Raw genomic sequence first — 21,979 nt, 5'->3', positions numbered from 1 at the left:
CTTCCTACAGAGGACTTTCACCTCATTAGTTCATGCCCATGCTGGGCGTACACAAAAACAATCAGCGGAACGGTTTTAAGCTGCTTTCGCTTCGCTCAATCAATTTAAAACACGTCCGCTGTTGTTGGCGTTATCCATAGAAATTTTAATTCGAAACTCACTAATTCGAGCTAAAGGTCTAACTCGGAAATGTCCAAAAATCAGTTAGCCTCGTTTAGAAATTTATAAATTCTACTCTGAACTTGAGGTCGTTGAAGAAAATGACGTGAGCTAGCCATGGATGGCGAGCTAGCTTTGGAGGGGAAGGGACGCCCCATCTGAAGCGTTAGCATTTTCGAATAAGGCCGAGGCCGATTCCAAATAGAGTTAAAAGCTGGATACATTTCCGTCGCAACTTTTTCGCTGCTGCTGTTTGGTTAAATAGCGAAAATGTTGCCGGAACGGCAGGGGTGATCCAAGAGGGGATTGCTGTTGATCCCCTTTTGGCCCGTGCAGGGTGGAACCTTGCGATGTTACTTCAAACGAAGTTTGAAAAAGTCTGGTGTGGGTGAAGCGCCACGACGTTAGTGGCCGTAGGCCATAAAGTACAAAGCAAAAATAACACCTGGATTCCGGCTCAAAAGCATTGCCGGAATGACGCCGTATTTGGCCTGTGCAGGGTGGAACCTTGCGATCTTACGTCAAACGAAGTTTGAAAAGTCTGGTGTGGGCGAAGCGCCACGACGTTGGTGGCCGTAGGCCATAAAAGAACAAGGGTTCCCCTTTGCTGAACCTAAAGCAAATCCTTCATTCTGTGATACAACATTCCAGCAGCAAGTAATGGCGAGCGCAACATTGGGCCGCCAGGGAAAGTCATGTGTTTAATGTCATTAAACACATCAATGCGTTGTGATTGTTGGCTAATTGCTTCAGCTATTAATCTAGCAGCCATATGGGTGGCGTTTACACCATGACCTGCATAGGCTTGGGCGAAGTAGATGTTGGCTGCGTCGGGTAAGCGGCCGATTTGCGGCATGCGGTTGGCGCCAATGCCCATCATGCCACCCCATTCATAATCAATTTTGATGCCTTTTAATTGCGGGAACACTTTTTCAAGATTAGGTCTTAATTCAGCTTCAATATCTTTTGGGTCTTTACCAGAATAAGTGCATAAACCGCCAAACAATAAACGGCGGTCTGCCGATAAATGGAAGTAATCTAATGCCACGCGCATATCGGCAAATGCCATATTTTGCGGGATGATACTGGCACATTGTTGTTCGGTTAACGGCTCCGTGGCTAATAAGTAGGTGCCTGTGGGGAGTACTTTTCCGCCAAGAAAAGGGCTTAATTTATTGCCGATATAACCATTGCCAGCCAACACGAGATAGTTACAATTCACTTCGCCTTCAGCGGTAATCACTTTGGGTTTATTGCCTTTAATGATTTTTTCTGCGGCGCTGTATTCAAATAATTGTGCGCCAAGCTCACGAGCTACTTTTGCTTCACCCAAGGCTAGATTTAGTGGGTGCAAATGTCCGCTGCCCATATCAACTAATGCGCCTTGGTAAAAGTCTGAACCGATAACTTCACCTATTTGCGAACGATCCAGCAGTTTGATTGATTTTTGATAACCTTGGTCTTTTAGATCTTGGTATTCTGCAGCTAAATCATCCATATGTCGTGATTTTACGGCTAAATCGCAATAGCCCATATGCAAGTCGCAATCGATTTTATGATCGGTAATTCGCTGCGTGACGATATCAACCGCTTCAAAACCCATTTGCTGAATGGCTTTTACGCCTTCACCACCAATTTCATTGCGGAATTGAGTCGCGTCATGCCCTATGCCACGGATCAGTTCACCACCATTACGCCCAGATGCGCCCCAACCAATGCGTTTAGCTTCGAGTAATACCACACTGTAACCACGTTGTCTGAGTTCAATAGCGGTATTAATCCCGCTGAATCCACCCCCCACAATACACACATCTGCCGTTATATTTTCGGTCAGTTTTGGGTGCTGATAAAGCTCTTTTGCTGTCGCGACATAAAAGGAATCTGGGTACTGTTGGCTATGAATCGGGGTATTACGTGGCATATACTCTCCAAGCTATTGATTGTATTATAATAATAGATTTTAAATAAATAGTTAGATGCAAGGTGACACATCTAGAGTGTGCATTTTATTTAACACTTATTTAGTGTAAAATACAATTGCTTTGATTTAAGTAAGTTATCATGCTTAATTAGTACAGATTTTTGGTAAAGTGTTAATAATCTGCAACACTTAGTCGCAGGCTATCAGTCAAGATTTAATAGGGGAATAAATTTGGATATTGGTACAAGCCTAAAAGCTGTTCGCAAATTGAAAGGGTTATCTCAACGCGAGTTGGCCAAGCGTGCAGGGGTGACCAACAGTACAATTTCAATGATTGAGAAAAACAGTGTCAGTCCTTCGGTGAGTTCACTGAAAAAGGTCTTATCTGGGATCCCGATGTCATTAGTCGATTTCTTCTCAATTGATGACGGTTCTGTTGGAGACCTGAAAGTGGTTTATCGCAGTAATGAGTTGCTCGATATTGGTACTGGTGAATTAGTCTATAAGCTAATTGGCCGAGATTACCCCAACCGAGCAATGTCAGTGATGAGTGAAACATACCCAGTGAATGCTGATACCGGCGCTGAAATGCTGCAGCACAAGGGTGAAGAAGGCGGTATCATTGTCTCTGGTAAACTTGAGCTTACTGTGGGTGAAGAAGTTTTTACTCTTGAAGAAGGTGACAGTTATTATTTTAACAGTGAACAACCACACCGTTTTCGTAACCCATTTGAGCAAGCTTGTAAGGTTGTAAGCGCAACGACCCCCGCTGATTTTTGATGGTTTATCATTCATTTCTTTCTGCTATATCGACTGTTTTTGTTCAAGGGAATAGCGCAAGATCATCCATTAATCTAGCTATTCCCACCTATCAAAAGTAAATAATGAGTCTACTTTTTGCTGTTACAGACTCTCCTCCTAGCATGTGATTATTGTTTTGTGTAAAGAATATTAAGCAACAAATTCCCTTTTATTGTGCATTCATCTCCCCATTTTGGCGCATTTTATCGTGATAACTCATCAATGTTGATGAGATGATTTTTTTATACATCTTGGTTGATTTAAAGTTAATGCAATGTATTTAAAGTGTTTTAATTTATTTTCATTAAAAGTTATTTTTATCCTCCGTTATCCTCTTGCCTAGCTAAAAAAATCCGTGTAGTGTGTGAAAAAATGAACACGTAAAACAATAAGTTCATCACATTCTTTGCTAAAGGTGAGATATGTCTCAGTCAGGTATTCCCCTCATAGGGGTAGTAGCGTGCAATCAGCAAATAGGTCTTCATCCATTTAACATAGTGGGCGAAAAATATTTGTTGAGTGTGGTCAATGGCGCAAAAGGTTTTCCCTTAGTTATCCCATCGCTTGGTGTCGATGCGCCTATTGACGCTATTCTTGCTCGTCTTGACGGCATTCTTTTCACTGGCTCACCATCAAATGTTGAACCTCACCACTACCTAGGGCTCCCTAGTGATGAGGGCACTCATCATGATCCCAAGCGTGACGCAATAACCTTACCCATGATAAAAGCTGCGATTGATGCCGGTATTCCGGTATTGGGTATTTGTCGTGGTTTTCAAGAAATGAATGTGGTGTATGGTGGCAGTTTGCATCAAAAGCTACATGAAGTTGGCACGTATATTGAACATCGTGAAGATAAGAAAGCCCCTTTAGATGAACAATATGGTATTTCGCATCAAGTAAATCTTGTCGCTGGCGGGCTTCTTCACGATGCATGGGGCTGTAACACCGCAGAGGTTAACTCTGTTCATACTCAAGGCGTTGATCGTCTTGGTGAGGGGTTACAGCCAGAAGCATTCGCTCCAGACGGATTAGTCGAAGCATTTTCTGTTAAAAATGCTAAAAATTTTGCATTAGGTGTTCAATGGCATCCAGAATGGAAAGTAACTGAAAATGCATTCTATACTGCTATTTTCGAAGCATTCGGACAAGCCTGTAGACATTATGCGGCAACACAAGTGAGATAAAAATGGATAAGTTAATCGCTTTTTTGAAAGACAAAAAAATTACCGAAGTTGAATGTGTTATCAGTGACATGACTGGGATTGCACGTGGCAAGATAGCCCCAGTAGATAAGTTTGTATCAGAAAAAGGCATGCGTTTACCTGAGAGTGTGTTGTTACAAACTGTGACTGGTGATTTCATCGATGATGAGATTTACTATCAACTTCTTGATGATGCCGATATCGATTTTGTTTGTGTGCCAGACGAAAACGCTGTTTTCATGCTGCCATGGACTGTTGAAGCTACCGCTCAGGTTATTCACGATTGTTATGATCGTATGGGCAACCCGATTGAACTGTCACCGCGTAATGTATTGAAGAAAGTACTAAAGCTTTATGAAGATAAAGGCTGGGAACCGGTTATTGCGCCAGAAATGGAATTCTACCTCACCAAACGCTCTGACGACCATGATTTACCGCTTAAGCCACCTATTGGTCGCTCTGGTCGCCCAGAAGCTGGACGTCAGTCTTTCTCTATCGACGCCGCTAACGAATATGATCCTTTGTTCGAAGACATGTATGACTGGTGTGAAGTTCAAGGCCTTGATATTGATACCTTGATCCATGAAGACGGTCCGGCACAAATGGAGATTAACTTCAGCCATGGCAATGCATTGTCATTAGCCGATCAAGTGTTCATTTTTAAGCGTACATTGAAAGAAGCTGCGTTAAAGCATGATGTGTGTGCCACATTTATGGCCAAGCCAGTTACCGATGAACCTGGTAGCGCAATGCACATTCACCAAAGCGTGCTTGATATTAAAACCGGTAAAAACATTTTCACTAAAGAAGATGGTACTCAAAGCAAATTATTCCTTAGCTACATTGCGGGCTTACAACAATACATTCCAGAATTGTTACCGTTAATGGCGCCAAGTGCTAACTCGTTCCGCCGTTTCTTGCCTGGTACATCTGCACCCGTAAACCTTGAATGGGGCGTTGAAAACCGTACTTGTGGCTTACGTATTCCAGAATCATCACCACAAAATCGTCGTATTGAAAACCGTATTCCAGGTGCCGATGCTAACTGTTATCTGGCGATTGCTGCCAGCTTATTATGTGGTTATATCGGTATGGTTGATGATTTAAAACCTTCTACGCCTGTGACCGGCAAGTCAAACGAAAGCCGTACTAATAATGACAACTGCTTACCTTTGACCTTAGAAGAAGCGTTAGTTGCGATGCAAACCAGTGATGCTTGTATTGAGTATCTCGGTCAATCATTTACCACAGGTTTTGTGGCGGTAAAGCAAGCAGAGCTTGAAAACTTTAGACGTGTTGTAAGTTCATGGGAACGTGAGTTCTTATTATTAACCGTGTAATGATAGTTGAGAACGTTAACTTAGATTACTAATGTTTGTGGATAACAACAGGTAGCAAATAAACATTAATTTGTTACCTGTTTGTAAGGATACCAGTATGCCAAACCCATTACCGACAGATGCGATGAGCCAGCAACATGAGCTTGAGCGTCTGCAAACTGCAGATAAACAACATTTTATTCATCCATTCACCGACTCAAAGGGGTTAGCCGAAAAAGGGACTCGGGTGATTGAACGTGCAGATGGCGTCTATTTGTGGGATGTAATGGGACATAAACTGCTCGATGCGATGGCAGGTTTATGGTGTGTCAATGTGGGTTATGGTCGCCAGTCAATCGTTGATGCCGCCAGCCAGCAGATGCAGAAGCTACCTTTTTATAATAGTTTTTTTCAATGCTCTCATCCTCCTGCAATTGAGTTAGCTCAAAAAATTGCTTCTCTGGCTCCAGCGCACATGAATAATGTGTTTTTTACCGGGTCAGGCTCTGAGTCAAATGACACTAATTTGCGCATGGTGCGACGTTATTGGGATTTAAAAGGTAAGCCAAACAAGAAAACCATTATCAGTCGAGTGAATGCTTACCATGGTTCAACGGTTGCCGGGGCCAGTTTAGGTGGTATGTCTGGCATGCATGAACAAGGTGATTTACCTATTCCTGGTGTGGTGCATATTGCGCAACCTTATTGGTATGCAGAGGGCAAGGACTTGTCTGCTGAAGCATTTGGGTTACAAACAGCACAGGCATTAGAAGCCAAAATCATTGAGCTAGGCGAAGATAATGTTGCCGCGTTTATTGCTGAACCTTTTCAGGGCGCGGGTGGAGTGATTATTCCACCTTCAACATATTGGCCCGAAATAAAACGCATTTTAGCCAAATACGATATTCTATTTATTCTTGATGAAGTGATCAGCGGCTTTGGCCGCACCGGAAAGTGGTTTGCGGCAGAGTATTTTGATTTGCAGCCAGATCTCATCACTATCGCCAAAGGCATGACTTCGGGTTATGTGCCAATGGGCGGGGTGATTGTGTCAGACAAAGTGGCAGACGTTATTAAGCAAGAATGTGGCGAATTTACCCATGGTTTTACTTATTCCGGTCATCCGGTTGCCGCTGCCGCTGCATTAGAGAATATTCGTATTATTGAGCAAGAAAAATTAGTTGAACGTGTGGCAAATGATAGTTCGCCGTATTTACAGTCGCGCTTACAACAACTGGCCGAACATCCATTAGTGGGTGAGGTTCGCGGCATTGGTTTGGTTGCCGCCATAGAGTTAGTGAAAGATAAAGCATTACGGCAGCGATTTGACGCCAAGGTCGGCGTTGGAACATATTGCCGCGATGCGTGTATCACTCATGGTTTGGTTATGCGTTCGGTCGGCGACACTATGATTATTTCGCCACCATTAACCATTAGCCACGCAGAAATTGACGAGCTAGTGAGTAAAGCAACCCAAGCATTAAATGACACTTATCAACACCTAAATATGCTCAACTAATACATAATTACTGAATGATTATTGCGATATAGTGATTTTTTAACCAATTGCATTTAGCAGATCTAGTAATCGAAAATGTTTTTGATAGTATTCACAGTGAAAGGCGAAAGTGATGTTGCGTTAACCATACCGATGCATAGTTAAGTTGTAGCATTGGATAATTTCTTTCAATAGAAAGAAGATTTTACACGCTGTTAAGATCTAGCGAAAAAAACGAATGTCAGTACCATTCTGACCATTATCCAAAAGGGAGAAAGTATGAAGCTATTAAACAAACTATCCACAGTGGCCTTAATTACAGCAGGTGTGTTTGCTAGCACCGCTATTCAGGCTCAGGAAGTGGTTAAAATGTACAACTGGTCGGATTATATTGCCGAAGATACTTTAGCCAATTTTGAGAAAGAAACCGGTATTCATGTCATTTATGACGTGTTCGACAGCAATGAAGTACTTGAAGCAAAATTACTTTCTGGCCACAGCGGTTATGACATTGTTGTTCCGTCTAATCACTTTTTAGCGAAGCAAATTAAAGCGGGCGCTTTTCAAAAACTTGATCGCGCTAAGTTGACTAATTATGCCAACTTAAAGCCTGATTTAATGAAACAGCTTCAAAAAGCCGATCCCGATAACCAGTATGCAATCCCTTATTTATGGGGCACTAATGGTATCGGATACAATATCGATAAAGTCAAAGCGGTATTAGGTGAAGATGCGCCATTTGATTCTCTAGAGTTAATTTTTAATCCTAAGTACGCAGAAAAAATCGCATCATGTGGTTTTTCGATGTTAGATTCTGCTGACGATATGTTACCTCAAGCGCTGATTTATTTAGGCTTAGATCCTAACAGTAAAAATCCTGATGATTATGAAAAAGCCGCCGAAGTATTGGAAAAAGTACGTCCTTACGTCACGTATTTTCATTCCTCACGCTACATCTCTGATTTAGCGAATGGCGATATTTGTGTCGCGTTTGGTTTCTCTGGTGATGTATTCCAAGCAGCTGCACGTGCAGATGAAGCCGGTAATGGTAATAAGATTGGCTATTCTATTCCAAAAGAAGGCGCCAACTTATGGTTTGATATGTTAGCTATTCCACAAGATGCCACTAACATTGATAACGCCCATAAGCTGATAAACTATTTACTTCGCCCTGAAGTGATTGCACCTATCAGTAACTATGTTGCTTACGCAAATCCTAACGCACCAGCACAAGCATTAGTTGACGAAGCTATCCGTAATGACCCAGCCATTTACCCACCTCAATCGGTAATTGATAAGTTATATATTGGTGATATTCGTCCATTAAAAATTCAACGTGTAGTCACACGTGCTTGGACTAAAGTGAAGTCAGGTCAATAACCTTTCTCGCTCATAACAGGGCGAGTTCCTCGCCCTGTTTTTTAAACATATTTATGTATTTATTGGCTAATTTAGCCATCTAACAGATTGTTACGTGTGCCCTTAAACAGACTTTTCTGTTGTGGTATGCACACTCCAAAAAGGCGGAGCAGTATTATGGTAAACACCTCGGGCGTCACCAATAAACCAATCACAAAGACGCAAGATAAAGTACTGCTTAAAATTGAGCGTGTGAGTAAAATTTTCGACGACGTCCGTGCAGTAGACGATGTGTCGTTAACCATTAATCGTGGCGAAATATTTGCGCTGCTGGGTGGTTCAGGTTCTGGTAAGTCAACTTTATTACGTATGTTAGCGGGCTTTGAAAAGCCAAGTGAAGGGCGTATTTTCCTTGATGGTGTCGACATAACTGATATGCCGCCATACGAGCGTCCTATTAATATGATGTTCCAATCATATGCATTATTTCCGCATATGACGGTTGAGCAAAATATCGCTTTTGGATTAAAGCAAGACAAAATGCCCAAGGCTGATATTGCCGTGCGGGTTAAAGAAATGCTTAAACTGGTGCACATGGAAAAGTACGGTAAACGTAAACCGCATCAGTTATCAGGTGGCCAGCGTCAGCGTGTGGCACTCGCTCGTTCGTTAGCGAAACGACCTAAATTATTATTACTTGATGAGCCAATGGGCGCATTAGATAAAAAGCTGCGTACGCAAATGCAGTTAGAAGTGGTCGATATTTTAGAAGCGGTAGGCGTGACTTGTGTGATGGTTACCCACGACCAAGAAGAAGCCATGACCATGGCTGGACGCATTTCTATTATGCATGAAGGGTGGATTGCACAAACTGGCAGCCCAATGGATATTTATGAGTCGCCGGCCAGTCGAATGGTGGCAGAGTTTATTGGTACGGTTAATTTATTTGATGGTGAGATCATCGAAGATGAAGTTGACCACGCAATCATTAAGTCTCCAACCTTATCGCAGCTGTTTTATATTGGTCACGGTATTTCAACCAGCCTTGAAAATAAACATGTATTTTTAGCTTTGCGCCCAGAAAAAACCATTATTAGCCGTCAAAAGCCCGAAAGTGATTACAACTGGGCCCATGGTGTAGTGCATGATATTGCTTATCTTGGTGGCTTATCAGTGTATTACATTAAGTTAAAAAACAATCAAATTGTCCAATGCTCAATGATCAATCGTGAACGCCGCGCCGATCATCCTACATGGGAAGAAGAGGTTTACATCAGTTGGGAAGACACCAGCGGGGTTGTATTAAACTCATGAAGAATCCATTGAAAATTTTCAAAGGCCGACATCTCACCATGGGGATTCCATACCTATGGTTGTTATTGTTTTTTGCCTTACCGTTCGCCATTGTGCTAAAGATCAGTTTTTCTACTGCTGCGATTGCGATTCCACCTTACGAGGCAACATTTAATTATGTAGATGAGGCACTCAATATATTCGTTAACTTGGGTAACTATTTATTGTTATTGCAAGATTCGATGTATTACATGGCTTATCTGACCTCATTAAAAATGGCTTTCTTTGCCACTATTGGGTGTTTGGTACTCGGTTTTCCAATGGCTTATGCCATTGCCCGTGCTCCAGTAAAAATGCAGGCGGTATTACTGCTGTTGGTCATGCTGCCATCGTGGACTTCATTTTTGATCCGTATTTATGCTTGGATGGGTATTTTAAGCAATAACGGTCTAATTAATAACGCCTTGATGTGGTTAGGGGTTATTTCAGAACCGATACAAATGCTCAATACTAACTTTGCTGTGTACATAGGTATTATTTATGCCTACCTGCCGTTTATGATTTTGCCGCTGTACGCCACTTTGGTTAAATTGGATTTAAGCTTAATTGAAGCGGCCTCAGATTTAGGCTCTAGCAGTCTTAATACCTTCTGGAAAATCACTCTACCATTATCAAAGGGCGGTGTTATCGCTGGCTCTATGTTGGTATTTATCCCTGCAGTAGGTGAGTTTGTTATTCCTGAATTACTGGGCGGCCCAGACACATTAATGATTGGTAAGGTGTTGTGGCAAGAGTTCTTTAATAACCGCGACTGGCCTGTAGCGTCATCATTAGCCATTGTGATGTTAGCGTTACTGATTATCCCGATTACCTTGTTCCATCGATATCAGTCACGCAACATGGAGAACGATCTATGAAGAATTTAAGTTTCTCTAAAGTGATGTTGTGGTTTGGATTGATATTTTTATATGCGCCAATGCTTATTTTGGTGATCTATTCATTTAATGAATCAAAATTGGTTACCGTATGGGGAGGCTTTTCACCTAAATGGTATGGCGAACTATTTCAAGATGAGCAAATATTAAATGCCGTCTGGACCAGTTTACGCATCGCCTTTTACAGTTCTACTATGGCGGTGATAATTGGTACGATGGCGGCATTTGTTATGACCCGTTTTAGACGCTCATGGGCTAAGTTAACCCTGTCTAATATGATTACTGCTCCTTTGGTTATGCCAGAAGTCATCACCGGTTTGTCGTTATTATTATTATTTGTACAGATATCAGAAACCTTTGGCTGGCCCACTGAACGTGGCATGTTTACCGTGTGGATTGCTCACTCTACTTTCTGTGCGGCTTATGTTGCTGTGGTGGTGTCGTCAAGACTGCGTGAACTGGACTTATCAATTGAAGAAGCGGCGATGGATTTAGGTGCAACGCGATTAAAAACCTTCTTTTTGATTACCATACCCATGATAGCCCCATCTCTTATTGCTGGTTGGTTATTATCATTCAGTTTGTCATTAGATGATTTAGTGATTGCCAGCTTTACCTCTGGTCCGGGTTCTACAACCTTACCCATGGTCGTGTTTTCGTCTGTGCGTTTAGGGGTATCACCTAAGATTAACGCGCTAGCGACAATTATTATTTTAGCTGTGTCCTTGGTTGCTTTCCTGTCTTGGTATTTAGCCCGCCGAGCAGAGAAAAAAGCCAAAGCTGCGATGGAATAACATCATTCAATAGACCAAGATTAAAAGCCATACTGACATCAGTATGGCTTTTTTATTCGCTATGTCTGCTACTCAAATGTTTTTACGCTATTTTGATTACGTGGGTGTTTAATATATTCTACAAAGTGTCAAAAATTTCATAGTAAATGCTAGTTTTTGAATTTGCTTAAGTGTAGGATGAATCAGTTGTTTTACGTTTTGAACCTATAAAGGAAGTGCTATGTCCGCCACACCTCATGCTAGTTCATATTATGCCGCGTCGGCTAATGATAAAGTTGAACGCCCTCGCTTAGAATCTATAATTGAAACAGATGTTTGTATCATTGGCGCGGGCTATACCGGGCTGTCTTCTGCATTACATTTATTAGAAAGCGGCATGAAAGTTGTGGTGCTTGAAGCAGCAAGGATTGGCTGGGGAGCATCCGGTCGAAACGGTGGTCAAATCGTCAATTCATTTAGTCGCGATATTGATTCTATTGAAGGTGTTGTCGGCAAAGAACAAGCTAAGCTATTTGGCAAAATGGCATTCGAAGGCGGCCAAATTATTCGTGATCGTATTGCCAAATATAACATTGATTGTGATCTAAAAGACGGCGGTGTATTTGCCGCCATGAACGCAAAACAAATGCGTCATTTAGAAGGTCAAAAATCCTTATGGGAAGCGCATGGTCATAACAACCATTTAGAGTTACTCGATCAAAATGGCATACGTAATGTCGTCAATACCGATTTATATGTTGGTGGTTTGCTCGATAAAAGCGGTGGTCATATTCACCCTCTAAACCTTGCTTTAGGCGAGGCTCGTGCGGTTGAATCTCTTGGTGGGCTAATTTTTGAAGACTCTGCTGTTATAAAGGTAGATGACGGTGCTTCACCGATTGTGCATTCCGCGCTGGGCCAAGTTAAGTGTAAATACGTGGTAGTTGCAGGTAATGCATATTTAGGTAAGTTACTGCCAGAGCTGCAAGCTAAATCCATGCCGTGTGGTACTCAGGTGATCACCACTGAACCATTGTCTGACGAAATGGCAGCCAGTTTACTGCCACAAGATTATTGCGTAGAAGACTGTAATTATCTATTAGATTATTACCGCCTTACTGGAGATAAACGCCTGGTATTTGGTGGCGGAGTAGTTTACGGCGCACGCGATCCTGCTAACGTTGAAGCCTTAATTATGCCTAAGTTATTAAAGACCTTCCCGCAATTAAAAGGGACTAAGGTGGATTACGCTTGGACAGGTAATTTTTTAATGACCTTGTCGCGTTTGCCGCAAGTGGGACGTATTGGCGACAATATTTATTACTCACAAGGCTGTAGTGGCCATGGGGTTACCTACACTCATTTGGCGGGTAAGCTGATTGCTGAAATGCTTAATGGTCAAGCCACACGTTTTGATGCTTTTGCCGCATTACCTCATTATCCATTCCCTGGTGGTCATGCTATGCGTGTACCGTTTAGTGCCATAGGCGCTTGGTATTACACCCTTAGAGATAAGTTTGGAATTTAACCTGCTTTACGTACTGGTAGAGAGAGTGCGAGTAGGTTGAGTACAAACGTCAGTTTAGGAGAATATTGTGAAATTAATCGATCCAAGTTTATTACGTCAACAGTGCTACATTAATGGCCAGTGGTGCAATGCCGATAGTGGTAAAACGATTGCCATAGCGAATCCAGGCACGCATGAGGTCATTGGTCATGTTCCTGTGATGGGCAATACCGAAACACTTGCGGCTATCGACGCTGCAAATGCGGCGCTACCAGCGTGGCGAGCATTAACCGCAAAAGAGCGCGGCCAAAAGCTGCGTCGTTGGTTTGAGCTAATGTTGCAACACAGTGATGATTTAGCACTATTGATGACCACAGAACAAGGTAAACCACTTGCCGAAGCCAAAGGTGAAGTGGCTTATGCCGCGTCCTTTATTGAATGGTTTGCAGAAGAAGCTAAGCGTGTGTATGGCGATACTATTCCTGGGCATCAAGCAGATAAACGTATTACGGTTATTAAGCAGCCTGTTGGCGTTACCGCGGCGATTACACCATGGAATTTCCCTGCGGCTATGATTACTCGTAAAGCCGCGCCAGCATTAGCTGCTGGTTGTACTATGGTCGTTAAGCCTGCGCCGCAAACGCCATTTACCGCATTAGCATTAGCCGAGTTAGCTGAGCGTGCTGGTATTCCTGCAGGTGTATTTAGTGTGGTTACCGGTGACTCAATCGCCATCGGTAAGGCCATGTGCGACAGCCCAATTGTGCGTAAGTTATCGTTTACTGGCTCAACACCAGTTGGTATTAAACTGATGGAGCAATGCGCGCCAACACTGAAAAAACTATCACTTGAGCTAGGTGGCAATGCACCGTTTATCGTATTCAATGATGCAGATATTGATGCTGCCGTTGAAGGTGCAATGATTGCCAAATATCGTAATGCGGGTCAAACCTGTGTGTGTGCTAATCGTATTTATGTGCAATCGGGCGTTTACGATGAATTTGCGCAACGTCTCGCTGTCGCGGTGGCTAAGCTTAAAGTGGGACTAGGTACAGAAACGGGTGTAACCACTGGACCATTAATCAACGCCGATGCCGTAGCAAAAGTTCAGCTTCATTTAGATGATGCTGTAGCAAAAGGTGCGCAGATCCTTGCTGGTGGTAAACCTCATGATCTTGGTGGCTATTTCTTCGAACCGACTATTTTAACCGGCGTAACACGCCAGATGTTAGTCGCAACCGAAGAGACTTTTGGTCCTTTGGCTCCATTGTTTAAGTTTGATGATGTTGATGATGTGATCAAGCAAGCAAACGACACTGAGTTTGGTTTAGCGGCGTATTTTTACGGTCGTGATATTTCGTTAGTGTACAAGGTTGCTGAAGCGCTTGAATATGGCATGGTTGGCGTCAACACAGGATTAATCTCGACTGAAGTAGCACCTTTTGGTGGTATTAAATCGTCTGGGTTAGGCCGTGAAGGTTCAAAGTTTGGTATCGAAGAATACCTGGAAATGAAATATATCTGCATGTCAGTTTAAGAGAGTGGGCAATGACTAAAACAAATGATGGACTAATGGCACGTCGCCAAGCGGCAGTGGCTCAAGGTGTAGGACAGATCCACCCAATCTTTACTGAACGAGCGGAAAACGCCACAGTATGGGATGTTGAAGGCCGTGAATATATTGATTTTGCAGGTGGTATCGCCGTACTTAACACCGGCCATTTACACCCTAAAGTTAAAGCAGCAGTGGCAGCGCAGTTAGAGGCGTTTTCACATACTTGTTTTATGGTGCTTGGCTACGAAAGTTACATTGAAGTGTGTGAAAAACTCAATCATCTGGTGCCTGGTGACTTTGCTAAAAAAACCGCGTTGTTCACCAGTGGTTCGGAAGCGGTCGAAAACGCCGTTAAAGTCGCGCGGGCTTATACCAAACGAGCGGGGGTTATTGCATTTACGTCTGGTTACCATGGTCGCACTATTGCTGCCTTGGCATTAACTGGCAAAGTAGCACCCTACAGTAAAGGTATGGGCTTAATGTCAGCTAACGTGTTTAGAGCTGAATTTCCATGTGAAATGCATGGCGTGTCTGAAGACGATGCTATGGCATCGATTGAGCGCATTTTTAAAAATGATGCTGAGCCTGCTGATATTGCTGCCATCATTTTAGAACCCGTTCAAGGCGAAGGTGGTTTCTACGCTGTGACGCCGTCATTTATGAAACGTCTACGTGAACTCTGTGACGCCCATGGCATTGTATTAATCGCTGATGAAGTGCAAACCGGTGCGGGTCGTACAGGCACGTTTTTTGCGATGGAGCAAATGGGCGTAGCAGCAGATATCACTACCTTTGCTAAGTCAATTGCCGGTGGTTTCCCATTATCAGGCATTACTGGTAAAACCGAGGTGATGGATGCCGTTACTGCAGGTGGTTTGGGCGGCACTTATGGTGGTAGTCCTATTGCTTGTGCTGCGGCATTAGCCGTTATCGAAGTGTTTGAAGAAGAGCAATTGTTAGCCCGTGCCAATGAAGTGGGTAACAAACTCAAATCAGCATTAACCGACATGCAGGCTAAATACCCGCAAATTGCTGATGTTCGAGGCTTAGGTGCAATGATCGCTATTGAGCTGATGGAAGACGGTGAGCCTGCGCCGCAGTATAGTGGCAAAATTTTAGCTGAAGCGCGAAGTCGTGGGCTTATTTTATTGTCATGTGGCACCTACGGTAACGTTATTCGTGTATTAGTTCCGTTAACAGCGCCTGATGCACAAATTGATGCCGGTCTGGCGATTATGGATAGCACATTTCAAGCGGTGTTTAAATAACCAGTCTTTTTATGATCTAGAATAAATAAAATCCTGCTTTTGTGGGGTTTTTTTTGGATTAAACAAACTTAATTTTTAAAGCTGACTACACTTTTTTTATATCTAAAAATCATACTAAAGCAGGAGCCCACTTGAATGAAGGAATTATCCATTAGGTCAAAGTTGTTATGGATCACCTCGACATTATTTATTGTCACAGTAATTTCACTTTCTCTAAGTCTCTGGCTGGGATTAAAAGAAAAAAATGCTGAGTTAGCCACACAAGTAGAGATAGCGCTAAAGCAAGAGATTAACGACAAACTGTCAGCAAGAGCCGGGGAATATGGCGAACGAGTGGCGGGATTTATTAATGAGGCCTATAGGATCCCTTTTTCATTTGCTGGCTTACTTGAGCAAAGCTCAAAAAAAGATCCTTTAAGTCGTGAACGTGTTGAGTTGTCTGTCGCTGCAATACTTCAAAAAAATAGCCAACTGTCATCTATGTACGCGCAATTTGAACCAAATGGTTATGATGGTCTTGATAGTGAATACACTCAAGGTGCACCTCACAGTGTCGTGAGCTCGGGCACCATGGAAATATATTATACTCGCAATGATGATGGCACTGTTGAGCAGAACCAAGTTGATGATGCAGCTGAAAAATATATTACGACGTTAAATGAGTTTGGTATGCGCGAAGCAGAGTGGTACTTATGCGCTAAAGATACTAAGAAGCCTTGTTTAATGGAGCCTTATTTATACGAAATCACCCCAGGTAATACAGCGTTAATGACCTCGCTAACCGTGCCTGTGATTGTTGATAACCAATTTAAAGGTTTAGTTGGTGCAGATATTAATTTGCCGATATTTCAAACCATGATCATGGAATTATCTAAAAGCTTATATGGTGGAGAGGCCAAGGTGACCTTGGTGAGCCAAAAAGGATTTGTGGTCGCTGCCAGTCATTATAAAAAACTTGCTAGACCCTTGAGTGAGTCTGTAGGGCCAGAATTGGCCAAAAAACTGTTGGCGTTAAACAATTCATCGGGGTTTGTTAATGAGCCCAATACTATCGCTGTGGCTTATCCTATTAATATTCCTATCGCCAATGCGACTTGGTCATTGATTATTGAAGCGCCAAAAAGTAACGCATTTATGGCGGTTGATGATATGAACACTGCCATGAATGAGATGGCAACGTCGCTGGGAAGTTTACTGCTAACCATAGGCATCATAGTTACCGCTATTGCTGTACTGATTATCAGTCTGGTGATTAAGAGCATTATTTCGCCGCTTAATATGATCCAAGCTAGGGTTGAGAATCTTGCCAGTGCAGAAGGTGATTTAACCCAATCGATTGAAGTTGAATCCCATGCGGAATTAATTGCTCTTGGCAGTGGTATCAATGCCTTTATTGCGAAATTACGTTATCTGATCTCCGAACTAAAAGTGCTTGCAGACCGCTCACAGCAAGAAAGTATTAAGTCGGCAGACATCGCTAAGCACACTCGCGAAAGTGTTAATCGTCAATATGGCGAAATTGAAAGTGTGGTTACCGCGGTCAATCAAATGAGTGCTACCGCGCTAGAAGTGGCAAAAGCTTCTGAGCAAACGGCAATGGAAACCGAGTCAATGACTGTCAATGTTAAAGATGGTCAGTCGCGTTTAACCCAGGCTATGGTGTTTGTTGAAGGTATGTCGACAGATTCTGAGCAAGCTCAGAAAGCGGTGGGCATGGTGTCGCAAAGTAGCTCCAATATTAGCCGCATTTTAGAGGTGATTAGTTCGATTGCTGAACAAACTAATCTCTTAGCACTAAACGCAGCGATTGAGGCGGCCCGTGCCGGAGAACAAGGTAGAGGCTTTGCTGTTGTTGCTGATGAAGTGAGGACTCTAGCGTCTAGAACGCAAAAGTCGACTAATGAAATTAGTACCTTAATTGAATCGTTACAAAAAGAAGTTAAAAATGCTTCGAGTATTATTGATAAAGGCGCTCAAGGTGCACAAAAAGCCGTAGAGCAAACTCAGCTGGCATTGCAGTCGCTTAATGCCATCGTAGAACAAATTAACGAGGTGTCTGGTCAGGTGACGCATATTGCTACCGCCGCAGAAGAGCAGAGTGCGGTAACCGAAGAGGTTAATCGTAACATTACTGGTATTTCTGATTCTGCATCAGAATTGTCACAGCTCGCCGATAGTGCTCAGCAAAGCAGTGACAGTTTAGCTAAGCTAGTGGATGAGCAGCATCAGCAGTTAGCAAAATTACGAACTTAATTCTGTGTGCTTTTGTGTGAATATGAAAAAAGGTGGCTTATTAGCCACCTTTTTTATTGTTATCCCGCTCAAGGTAAGACATCTGCTAAGATGTTACTCATTGGGTATGGCGACTACGATATGGTTATCACAAATATCATGTTACTAAGATATGATGGTTATTAAGATATGCTGACGAAATATTATGACTGAATTTATTGCGCCACCTTGTGATGGAATTATTGATGTTTTATACCAAGATGAACATCTACTGCTTATCAATAAGCCAACAGGTTTATTGAGTCTTTCGGGGAAAAATCCATTAAATAAGGATTCAGTACACTATCGTTTAGTGCAAGATTACCCTTCGGCAACCTTAGTACATCGACTTGATTTTGGCACCTCTGGCATCATGCTGGTGGCATTAAACAAAGTCATCAATGGATTACTAACAAAACAGTTTCAGCAGCGCACTATTACTAAACAGTATACCGCTGTACTTTATGGCGATGTAGTTAACGACTTTGGTGATATTAGGTTACCGATAGCCAAAGACAGCGAGCATTTTCCGTTAATGAAAGTGTGTCATCACCATGGCAAGCTCGCTCACAGTCAATACCAAGTAATAAAGCGACATCAAGAGGGGATATCTACCCGAGTGGAATTTACCCCTATAACTGGACGTACACACCAGTTACGTTTGCACAGCCAACAAATCAGTCATCCTATTTTAGGGTGTGACTTGTACTATAATGAACATTCTCAGCAGATGTCGAGTCGCTTGATGTTACACGCTAGTGGATTATCTTTTACTCATCCAGTGACCGAACAAAGGATCGATTATGTTTGTCCAAGTCCCTTTTAATGAGTGAGCTATTTAACCGCTCAACAAACAAACTGATTTTAGCATGATGAAATCTAATGCATAATCAATCTATTATTTATTATTACGCGGGTTAATCAGTATGGTTATGTCTTGGTTAGATGCGCTAGCGTTAAGTGTATTTTTGGTCAGTTGGATCGGTTATACCAGTTTTGCCAAACGTAAAGCGAAAAACACCAACTGTATTGCGCGAGTGATGCATCAGCAGCGCATACATTGGATGTCACAAGTTATCGCCAAAGAAATACGTGTGGCCGAAGCGGCATTGTTGGCTAATTTAGAGCGTAATATTGCATTTTTTGCTTCCACAACCTTACTGATCATTGCGGGGGTATTAACGCTTTTTTCTCAAGTGGAAAAGCTTGAAACTGTTATTGGTTCTATTCCTTTTACCTCATCGCCTAACCATGCCTTGGTCCAAGTCAAACTGGCTCTTTTAGCTGGTATCTTCGTGCTAGCTTTTTTCCAATTTACTTGGTCTATGCGTCAATATGGTTTTGTGAATATCATGATTGGTGCTGCGCCATTAGATAAAACTGGCACCGATAAAAATGCACTCGGTTACGCAAGGCAAATGGCTGTTGTGCAAGATCAAGCAGCACATTCATATAACTATGGCCTACGATCTTATTATTATTCCATGGCCGCATTGTGCTGGTTTATGCATCCTGGGATATTTATTTTGGCCAGTTTATTTGTGGTATACACTTTGTACCAACGCGAATTTAATTCTAAAGCCGTGGTAGCCATTACCGCCGCCCAAGCCTTCCTAGAAAAAAATCCGGCCTATATCCGTCGAGACTAGGGCGGTAATGTCAGTGCTAGCGTTTCAGTTTGGCGTGATCTGAGACGAATCCGTTAAAAGCTATTTAGCACTGATAAGAAAAATAATGCATCAGTGTGAGAGTAAGCAAGGTTTGCTGCTGATAATAGTGATTGGCAAGGCTACACGACAGCTATGGGGGGATCTCAATCAACCTCAAAGATAGGCCTATTAAATTGCACTATGAACTCAACATTGATGAACAAACTGGTGAGTGTTTACCTAGTTATTATGATGGTGAATTTACCACTAAAATTAATGGGCTGTGGTTCGCAGGACAGGCAATAGCGACAAGACTTTATCAGTGGAGAGTACAAAAAATATAAGTGGTTTAGTGAGGCTATGAGTGACTAGTCTAGACGTAACGTCTAAAGGTTCAAACTAATGCTATAAATCGCAATCTAGATAATATCAATCACCTCAAATCTTCATTCTTAAGCTTCTAAAGTAACAACAATTCTGAAACCTAATTTTTACCCCTTGATTTGAGATCTAGCCAGAATGGCGAAAGTGCTTTTACTTGGAGTTCTGTAAATAACTGTACCAATAACAAGAATTGCTGAAGGGTTGTAGTATGATGAATTAAATCAAATGTTTCATTAAATTCAAGTAGGGAAGCTATGACCATTTTAATTGATAAAATCAGGATTTCTGGATTTAGAGGGATTAATAATATTGAATTAGATTTACCAAGAGTTGCGGTGTTAATAGGCCTAAATAATGCAGGTAAAACCTCTGTAGTTAAAGCATTTCAGCTTGCTCTAGGTGATTATTCAAGATATCTAACTGAAGAAGATTTTTTTATCGGTGAAGACGACAACCCTATAGATGAAATTTTGGTAGATATAAGGGTGGTTTCAATCGGTATCGATGGTGAGAGAACTTCACTTTTTGAGGATGAATGGATAGATTTTTTTGGTGATAAAGTTCAAGCTGATGCTCTTGAGAATCAATTTTCAGCAATTAGAACTATATGTAAAGCTGATGCTATCAAAGGAGGTTATGACGTTTCTAGATTTTCTTTAGAAAACTGGCCTGATTTTACAGATTGGAGAGGTATTAAGGTCAATCAGAAAAAACGAATTCGTTCGGCATTGCAATCTTTACCATACTTCTCTATTGATGCTCAGCGAGATCTTCATTCAGAATTAAGAGAGAAAAACTCTTTTGTCGGAAAAATATTATCTAATATTAAATACAACGAAACAGATAAAGATGCATTAGAGGGAATCATTTCTGATTTAAATATTGAAGCAGTTAGTAAGAGTGAACCTCTTTTAAAATTAAAAAAGCATTTAGAACAACTAAATCAATCCTTTTCAAACTCAGGGATAGCTGAAATAACCCCTTTCCCTAAAAAAATAAGAGATTTATCAAAGCAATTTACAGTACATTTTGGGGAAAGTGACAGTAGCTTGTTTTCAATGGAGTACCATGGGATGGGGACCAGAAGTTGGGCCTCTATGTTGACGGTTAAAGCTTTTACTGAGTTAACTTCTGAAAAGTATGAGGAAGAATCCGAAGCTTATCACCCTATACTTGCCGCAGAAGAGCCAGAGGCGCATTTGCACCCGAATGCACAACGAACACTTTACAAGCAGCTAGTTGAATCTAAGGGGCAAGTTATCATAACGACCCATTCTCCTTATGTCGTAGCATTAGCGGAACAGAGTAATTTGAGAGCGCTCTCAAATGGAGCATCTGGAGTTTGTGTAAGGCAGTTAAGTAGTGATATTTCTCTTGAGGATAAACGAAAGCTACAAAGAGAAGTCATACACTCTAGAGGAGAATTGCTGTTTTCAAGAGCTTTAATTTTGTCAGAAGGTGAGACAGAAGAACAAGCATTACCTATTTTGTTTCAGAAATACTTTAACTCAGAACCTTTTTCTCTTGGGATTAATTTTATTGGAGTTGGTGGATCTGGGGCTAAATACAAACCATTTTTGAGATTAGCTAGAGATTTTGGTATTCCAGTATTTATTTTTAGTGATGGAGAAGTCCCTATTATAGCAAAGCTAAAAAGTGCTTATGAAGATATTTTTGGTGATGTTGATTTAGCAAGTGCTTCGAATATTACCATCCTGAATGGAACAGATTTCGAGGGGTATTTATTAGCAAGCGGGTATGAAGAACTGATAAAAAAATCGATAACGGAGCTTGAGGGGCCTGATAAAATTACTTCTTGGATGAATAAAAGGCAAGGTACTGCTTTAAAGCCTGTTAAGGTCGGTGTTCCAGATTGCCAAACCTGTAGGCAACCAATTTTAGAAGCTCCCATTAGAGATTACTCAAGTGCTGATGGAATGCAAAAAGCAATTTTAGAAATATTGGATTCTAAAAAACCAATGTATGCTCAAGCTATTGCGCAGGCTTTATGTGAATTACCAAAAGAAAATTTACCGCCCAAAATAATAGAATTTTTTGAGAAAATTAAGGTGAGGGTCTAAG

At 41.8% G+C, this 21,979-nt stretch carries 16 protein-coding genes; 15 read left to right on the top strand and 1 reads right to left on the bottom strand.

Features of this window, described 5'->3' with window-relative positions; translation table 11 throughout:
• Positions 1-772: 772 nt before the first annotated feature.
• Positions 773-2,080, bottom strand: coding sequence for an FAD-binding oxidoreductase (locus ACED29_RS11885; RefSeq protein WP_182754267.1), 1,308 nt, complete (start codon positions 2,078-2,080; stop codon positions 773-775).
• A gap of 231 nt (positions 2,081-2,311) precedes the next feature.
• Between ACED29_RS11885 and ACED29_RS11880 the strand changes: the two genes are divergently transcribed.
• The 15 genes from ACED29_RS11880 to ACED29_RS11810 all read left to right on the top strand — a co-directional run bounded on the left by ACED29_RS11880 (position 2,312) and on the right by ACED29_RS11810 (position 21,978).
• Positions 2,312-2,860 carry a cupin domain-containing protein gene (locus ACED29_RS11880; RefSeq protein WP_124017033.1) on the top strand — a complete coding sequence of 183 codons (549 nt, stop codon included), beginning with the start codon at positions 2,312-2,314 and terminating at the stop codon, positions 2,858-2,860.
• A gap of 443 nt (positions 2,861-3,303) precedes the next feature.
• A complete protein-coding gene (locus ACED29_RS11875; protein ID WP_124017034.1) occupies positions 3,304-4,068 on the top strand; it encodes a gamma-glutamyl-gamma-aminobutyrate hydrolase family protein in 765 nt (254 codons plus the stop codon).
• Between the two features lie 2 nt (positions 4,069-4,070).
• On the top strand, positions 4,071-5,426 hold the full coding sequence (locus ACED29_RS11870; protein ID WP_124017035.1) for a glutamine synthetase family protein: 1,356 nt from the start codon (positions 4,071-4,073) through the stop codon (positions 5,424-5,426).
• Positions 5,427-5,523: 97 nt separating this feature from the next.
• Positions 5,524-6,924, top strand: a complete 1,401-nt coding sequence (locus ACED29_RS11865) for an aspartate aminotransferase family protein (protein WP_124017036.1) — start codon at positions 5,524-5,526, stop codon at positions 6,922-6,924.
• A gap of 258 nt (positions 6,925-7,182) precedes the next feature.
• Positions 7,183-8,283 carry a polyamine ABC transporter substrate-binding protein gene (locus ACED29_RS11860; RefSeq protein ID WP_124017037.1) on the top strand — a complete coding sequence of 367 codons (1,101 nt, stop codon included), beginning with the start codon at positions 7,183-7,185 and terminating at the stop codon, positions 8,281-8,283.
• A 156-nt stretch (positions 8,284-8,439) separates the two neighbouring features.
• Entirely contained in the window at positions 8,440-9,576 is a 1,137-nt protein-coding gene (gene potA / locus ACED29_RS11855) for a polyamine ABC transporter ATP-binding protein (protein ID WP_124017038.1), read from the top strand.
• Positions 9,573-10,472 carry an ABC transporter permease subunit gene (locus ACED29_RS11850; protein WP_124017039.1) on the top strand — a complete coding sequence of 300 codons (900 nt, stop codon included), beginning with the start codon at positions 9,573-9,575 and terminating at the stop codon, positions 10,470-10,472. Before potA ends, ACED29_RS11850 begins: the two co-directional genes overlap by 4 nt.
• A complete protein-coding gene (locus tag ACED29_RS11845) occupies positions 10,469-11,284 on the top strand; it encodes an ABC transporter permease subunit (RefSeq protein WP_124017040.1) in 816 nt (271 codons plus the stop codon). The genes ACED29_RS11850 and ACED29_RS11845 overlap by 4 nt, the downstream gene beginning before the upstream one ends.
• A gap of 220 nt (positions 11,285-11,504) precedes the next feature.
• Complete coding sequence (locus tag ACED29_RS11840) at positions 11,505-12,791, top strand: NAD(P)/FAD-dependent oxidoreductase (RefSeq protein WP_371697744.1); 1,287 nt, start codon at positions 11,505-11,507, stop codon at positions 12,789-12,791.
• Positions 12,792-12,858: 67 nt separating this feature from the next.
• Complete coding sequence (gene gabD, locus ACED29_RS11835; protein WP_124017042.1) at positions 12,859-14,307, top strand: NADP-dependent succinate-semialdehyde dehydrogenase; 1,449 nt, start codon at positions 12,859-12,861, stop codon at positions 14,305-14,307.
• A gap of 11 nt (positions 14,308-14,318) precedes the next feature.
• Entirely contained in the window at positions 14,319-15,593 is a 1,275-nt protein-coding gene (gene gabT / locus ACED29_RS11830; RefSeq protein ID WP_347690147.1) for a 4-aminobutyrate--2-oxoglutarate transaminase, read from the top strand.
• Between the two features lie 135 nt (positions 15,594-15,728).
• Positions 15,729-17,846 (top strand): methyl-accepting chemotaxis protein, encoded by a 2,118-nt coding sequence (locus tag ACED29_RS11825; protein WP_371697743.1) that lies wholly within the window; start codon positions 15,729-15,731, stop codon positions 17,844-17,846.
• A gap of 184 nt (positions 17,847-18,030) precedes the next feature.
• Positions 18,031-18,690, top strand: coding sequence for an RluA family pseudouridine synthase (locus ACED29_RS11820; RefSeq protein WP_371697742.1), 660 nt, complete (start codon positions 18,031-18,033; stop codon positions 18,688-18,690).
• Between the two features lie 100 nt (positions 18,691-18,790).
• Positions 18,791-19,513, top strand: coding sequence for a DUF599 domain-containing protein (locus tag ACED29_RS11815; RefSeq protein WP_124017046.1), 723 nt, complete (start codon positions 18,791-18,793; stop codon positions 19,511-19,513).
• Between the two features lie 638 nt (positions 19,514-20,151).
• Positions 20,152-21,978 (top strand): ATP-dependent endonuclease, encoded by a 1,827-nt coding sequence (locus ACED29_RS11810; protein ID WP_371697741.1) that lies wholly within the window; start codon positions 20,152-20,154, stop codon positions 21,976-21,978.
• The last annotated feature ends 1 nt before the right edge of the window (position 21,979 follow it).

This window comes from Shewanella sp. 5S214 (genome assembly GCF_041439795.1).
Taxonomy (GTDB): domain Bacteria; phylum Pseudomonadota; class Gammaproteobacteria; order Enterobacterales; family Shewanellaceae; genus Shewanella; species Shewanella vesiculosa.
Note: the sequence above shows the minus strand (reverse complement) of the source record. Positions and strands in the feature narration are given on the sequence as shown.

Excerpts from the sequence above, each read along its gene's own strand:
- ACED29_RS11875 (WP_124017034.1), top strand. The coding sequence starts at position 3,304 with ATGTCTCAGTCAGGTATTCCCCTCATAGGGGTAGTAGCGTGCAATCAG.
- ACED29_RS11840 (WP_371697744.1), top strand. The coding sequence starts at position 11,505 with ATGTCCGCCACACCTCATGCTAGTTCATATTATGCCGCGTCGGCTAAT.
- ACED29_RS11865 (WP_124017036.1), top strand. The coding sequence starts at position 5,524 with ATGCCAAACCCATTACCGACAGATGCGATGAGCCAGCAACATGAGCTT.
- ACED29_RS11845 (WP_124017040.1), top strand. The coding sequence starts at position 10,469 with ATGAAGAATTTAAGTTTCTCTAAAGTGATGTTGTGGTTTGGATTGATA.
- ACED29_RS11820 (WP_371697742.1), top strand. The coding sequence starts at position 18,031 with ATGACTGAATTTATTGCGCCACCTTGTGATGGAATTATTGATGTTTTA.
- ACED29_RS11860 (WP_124017037.1), top strand. The coding sequence starts at position 7,183 with ATGAAGCTATTAAACAAACTATCCACAGTGGCCTTAATTACAGCAGGT.
- ACED29_RS11850 (WP_124017039.1), top strand. The coding sequence starts at position 9,573 with ATGAAGAATCCATTGAAAATTTTCAAAGGCCGACATCTCACCATGGGG.
- potA (WP_124017038.1), top strand. The coding sequence starts at position 8,440 with ATGGTAAACACCTCGGGCGTCACCAATAAACCAATCACAAAGACGCAA.
- ACED29_RS11825 (WP_371697743.1), top strand. The coding sequence starts at position 15,729 with ATGAAGGAATTATCCATTAGGTCAAAGTTGTTATGGATCACCTCGACA.
- gabT (WP_347690147.1), top strand. The coding sequence starts at position 14,319 with ATGACTAAAACAAATGATGGACTAATGGCACGTCGCCAAGCGGCAGTG.
- ACED29_RS11810 (WP_371697741.1), top strand. The coding sequence starts at position 20,152 with ATGACCATTTTAATTGATAAAATCAGGATTTCTGGATTTAGAGGGATT.
- ACED29_RS11815 (WP_124017046.1), top strand. The coding sequence starts at position 18,791 with ATGGTTATGTCTTGGTTAGATGCGCTAGCGTTAAGTGTATTTTTGGTC.
- ACED29_RS11885 (WP_182754267.1), bottom strand. The coding sequence starts at position 2,080 with ATGCCACGTAATACCCCGATTCATAGCCAACAGTACCCAGATTCCTTT.
- ACED29_RS11870 (WP_124017035.1), top strand. The coding sequence starts at position 4,071 with ATGGATAAGTTAATCGCTTTTTTGAAAGACAAAAAAATTACCGAAGTT.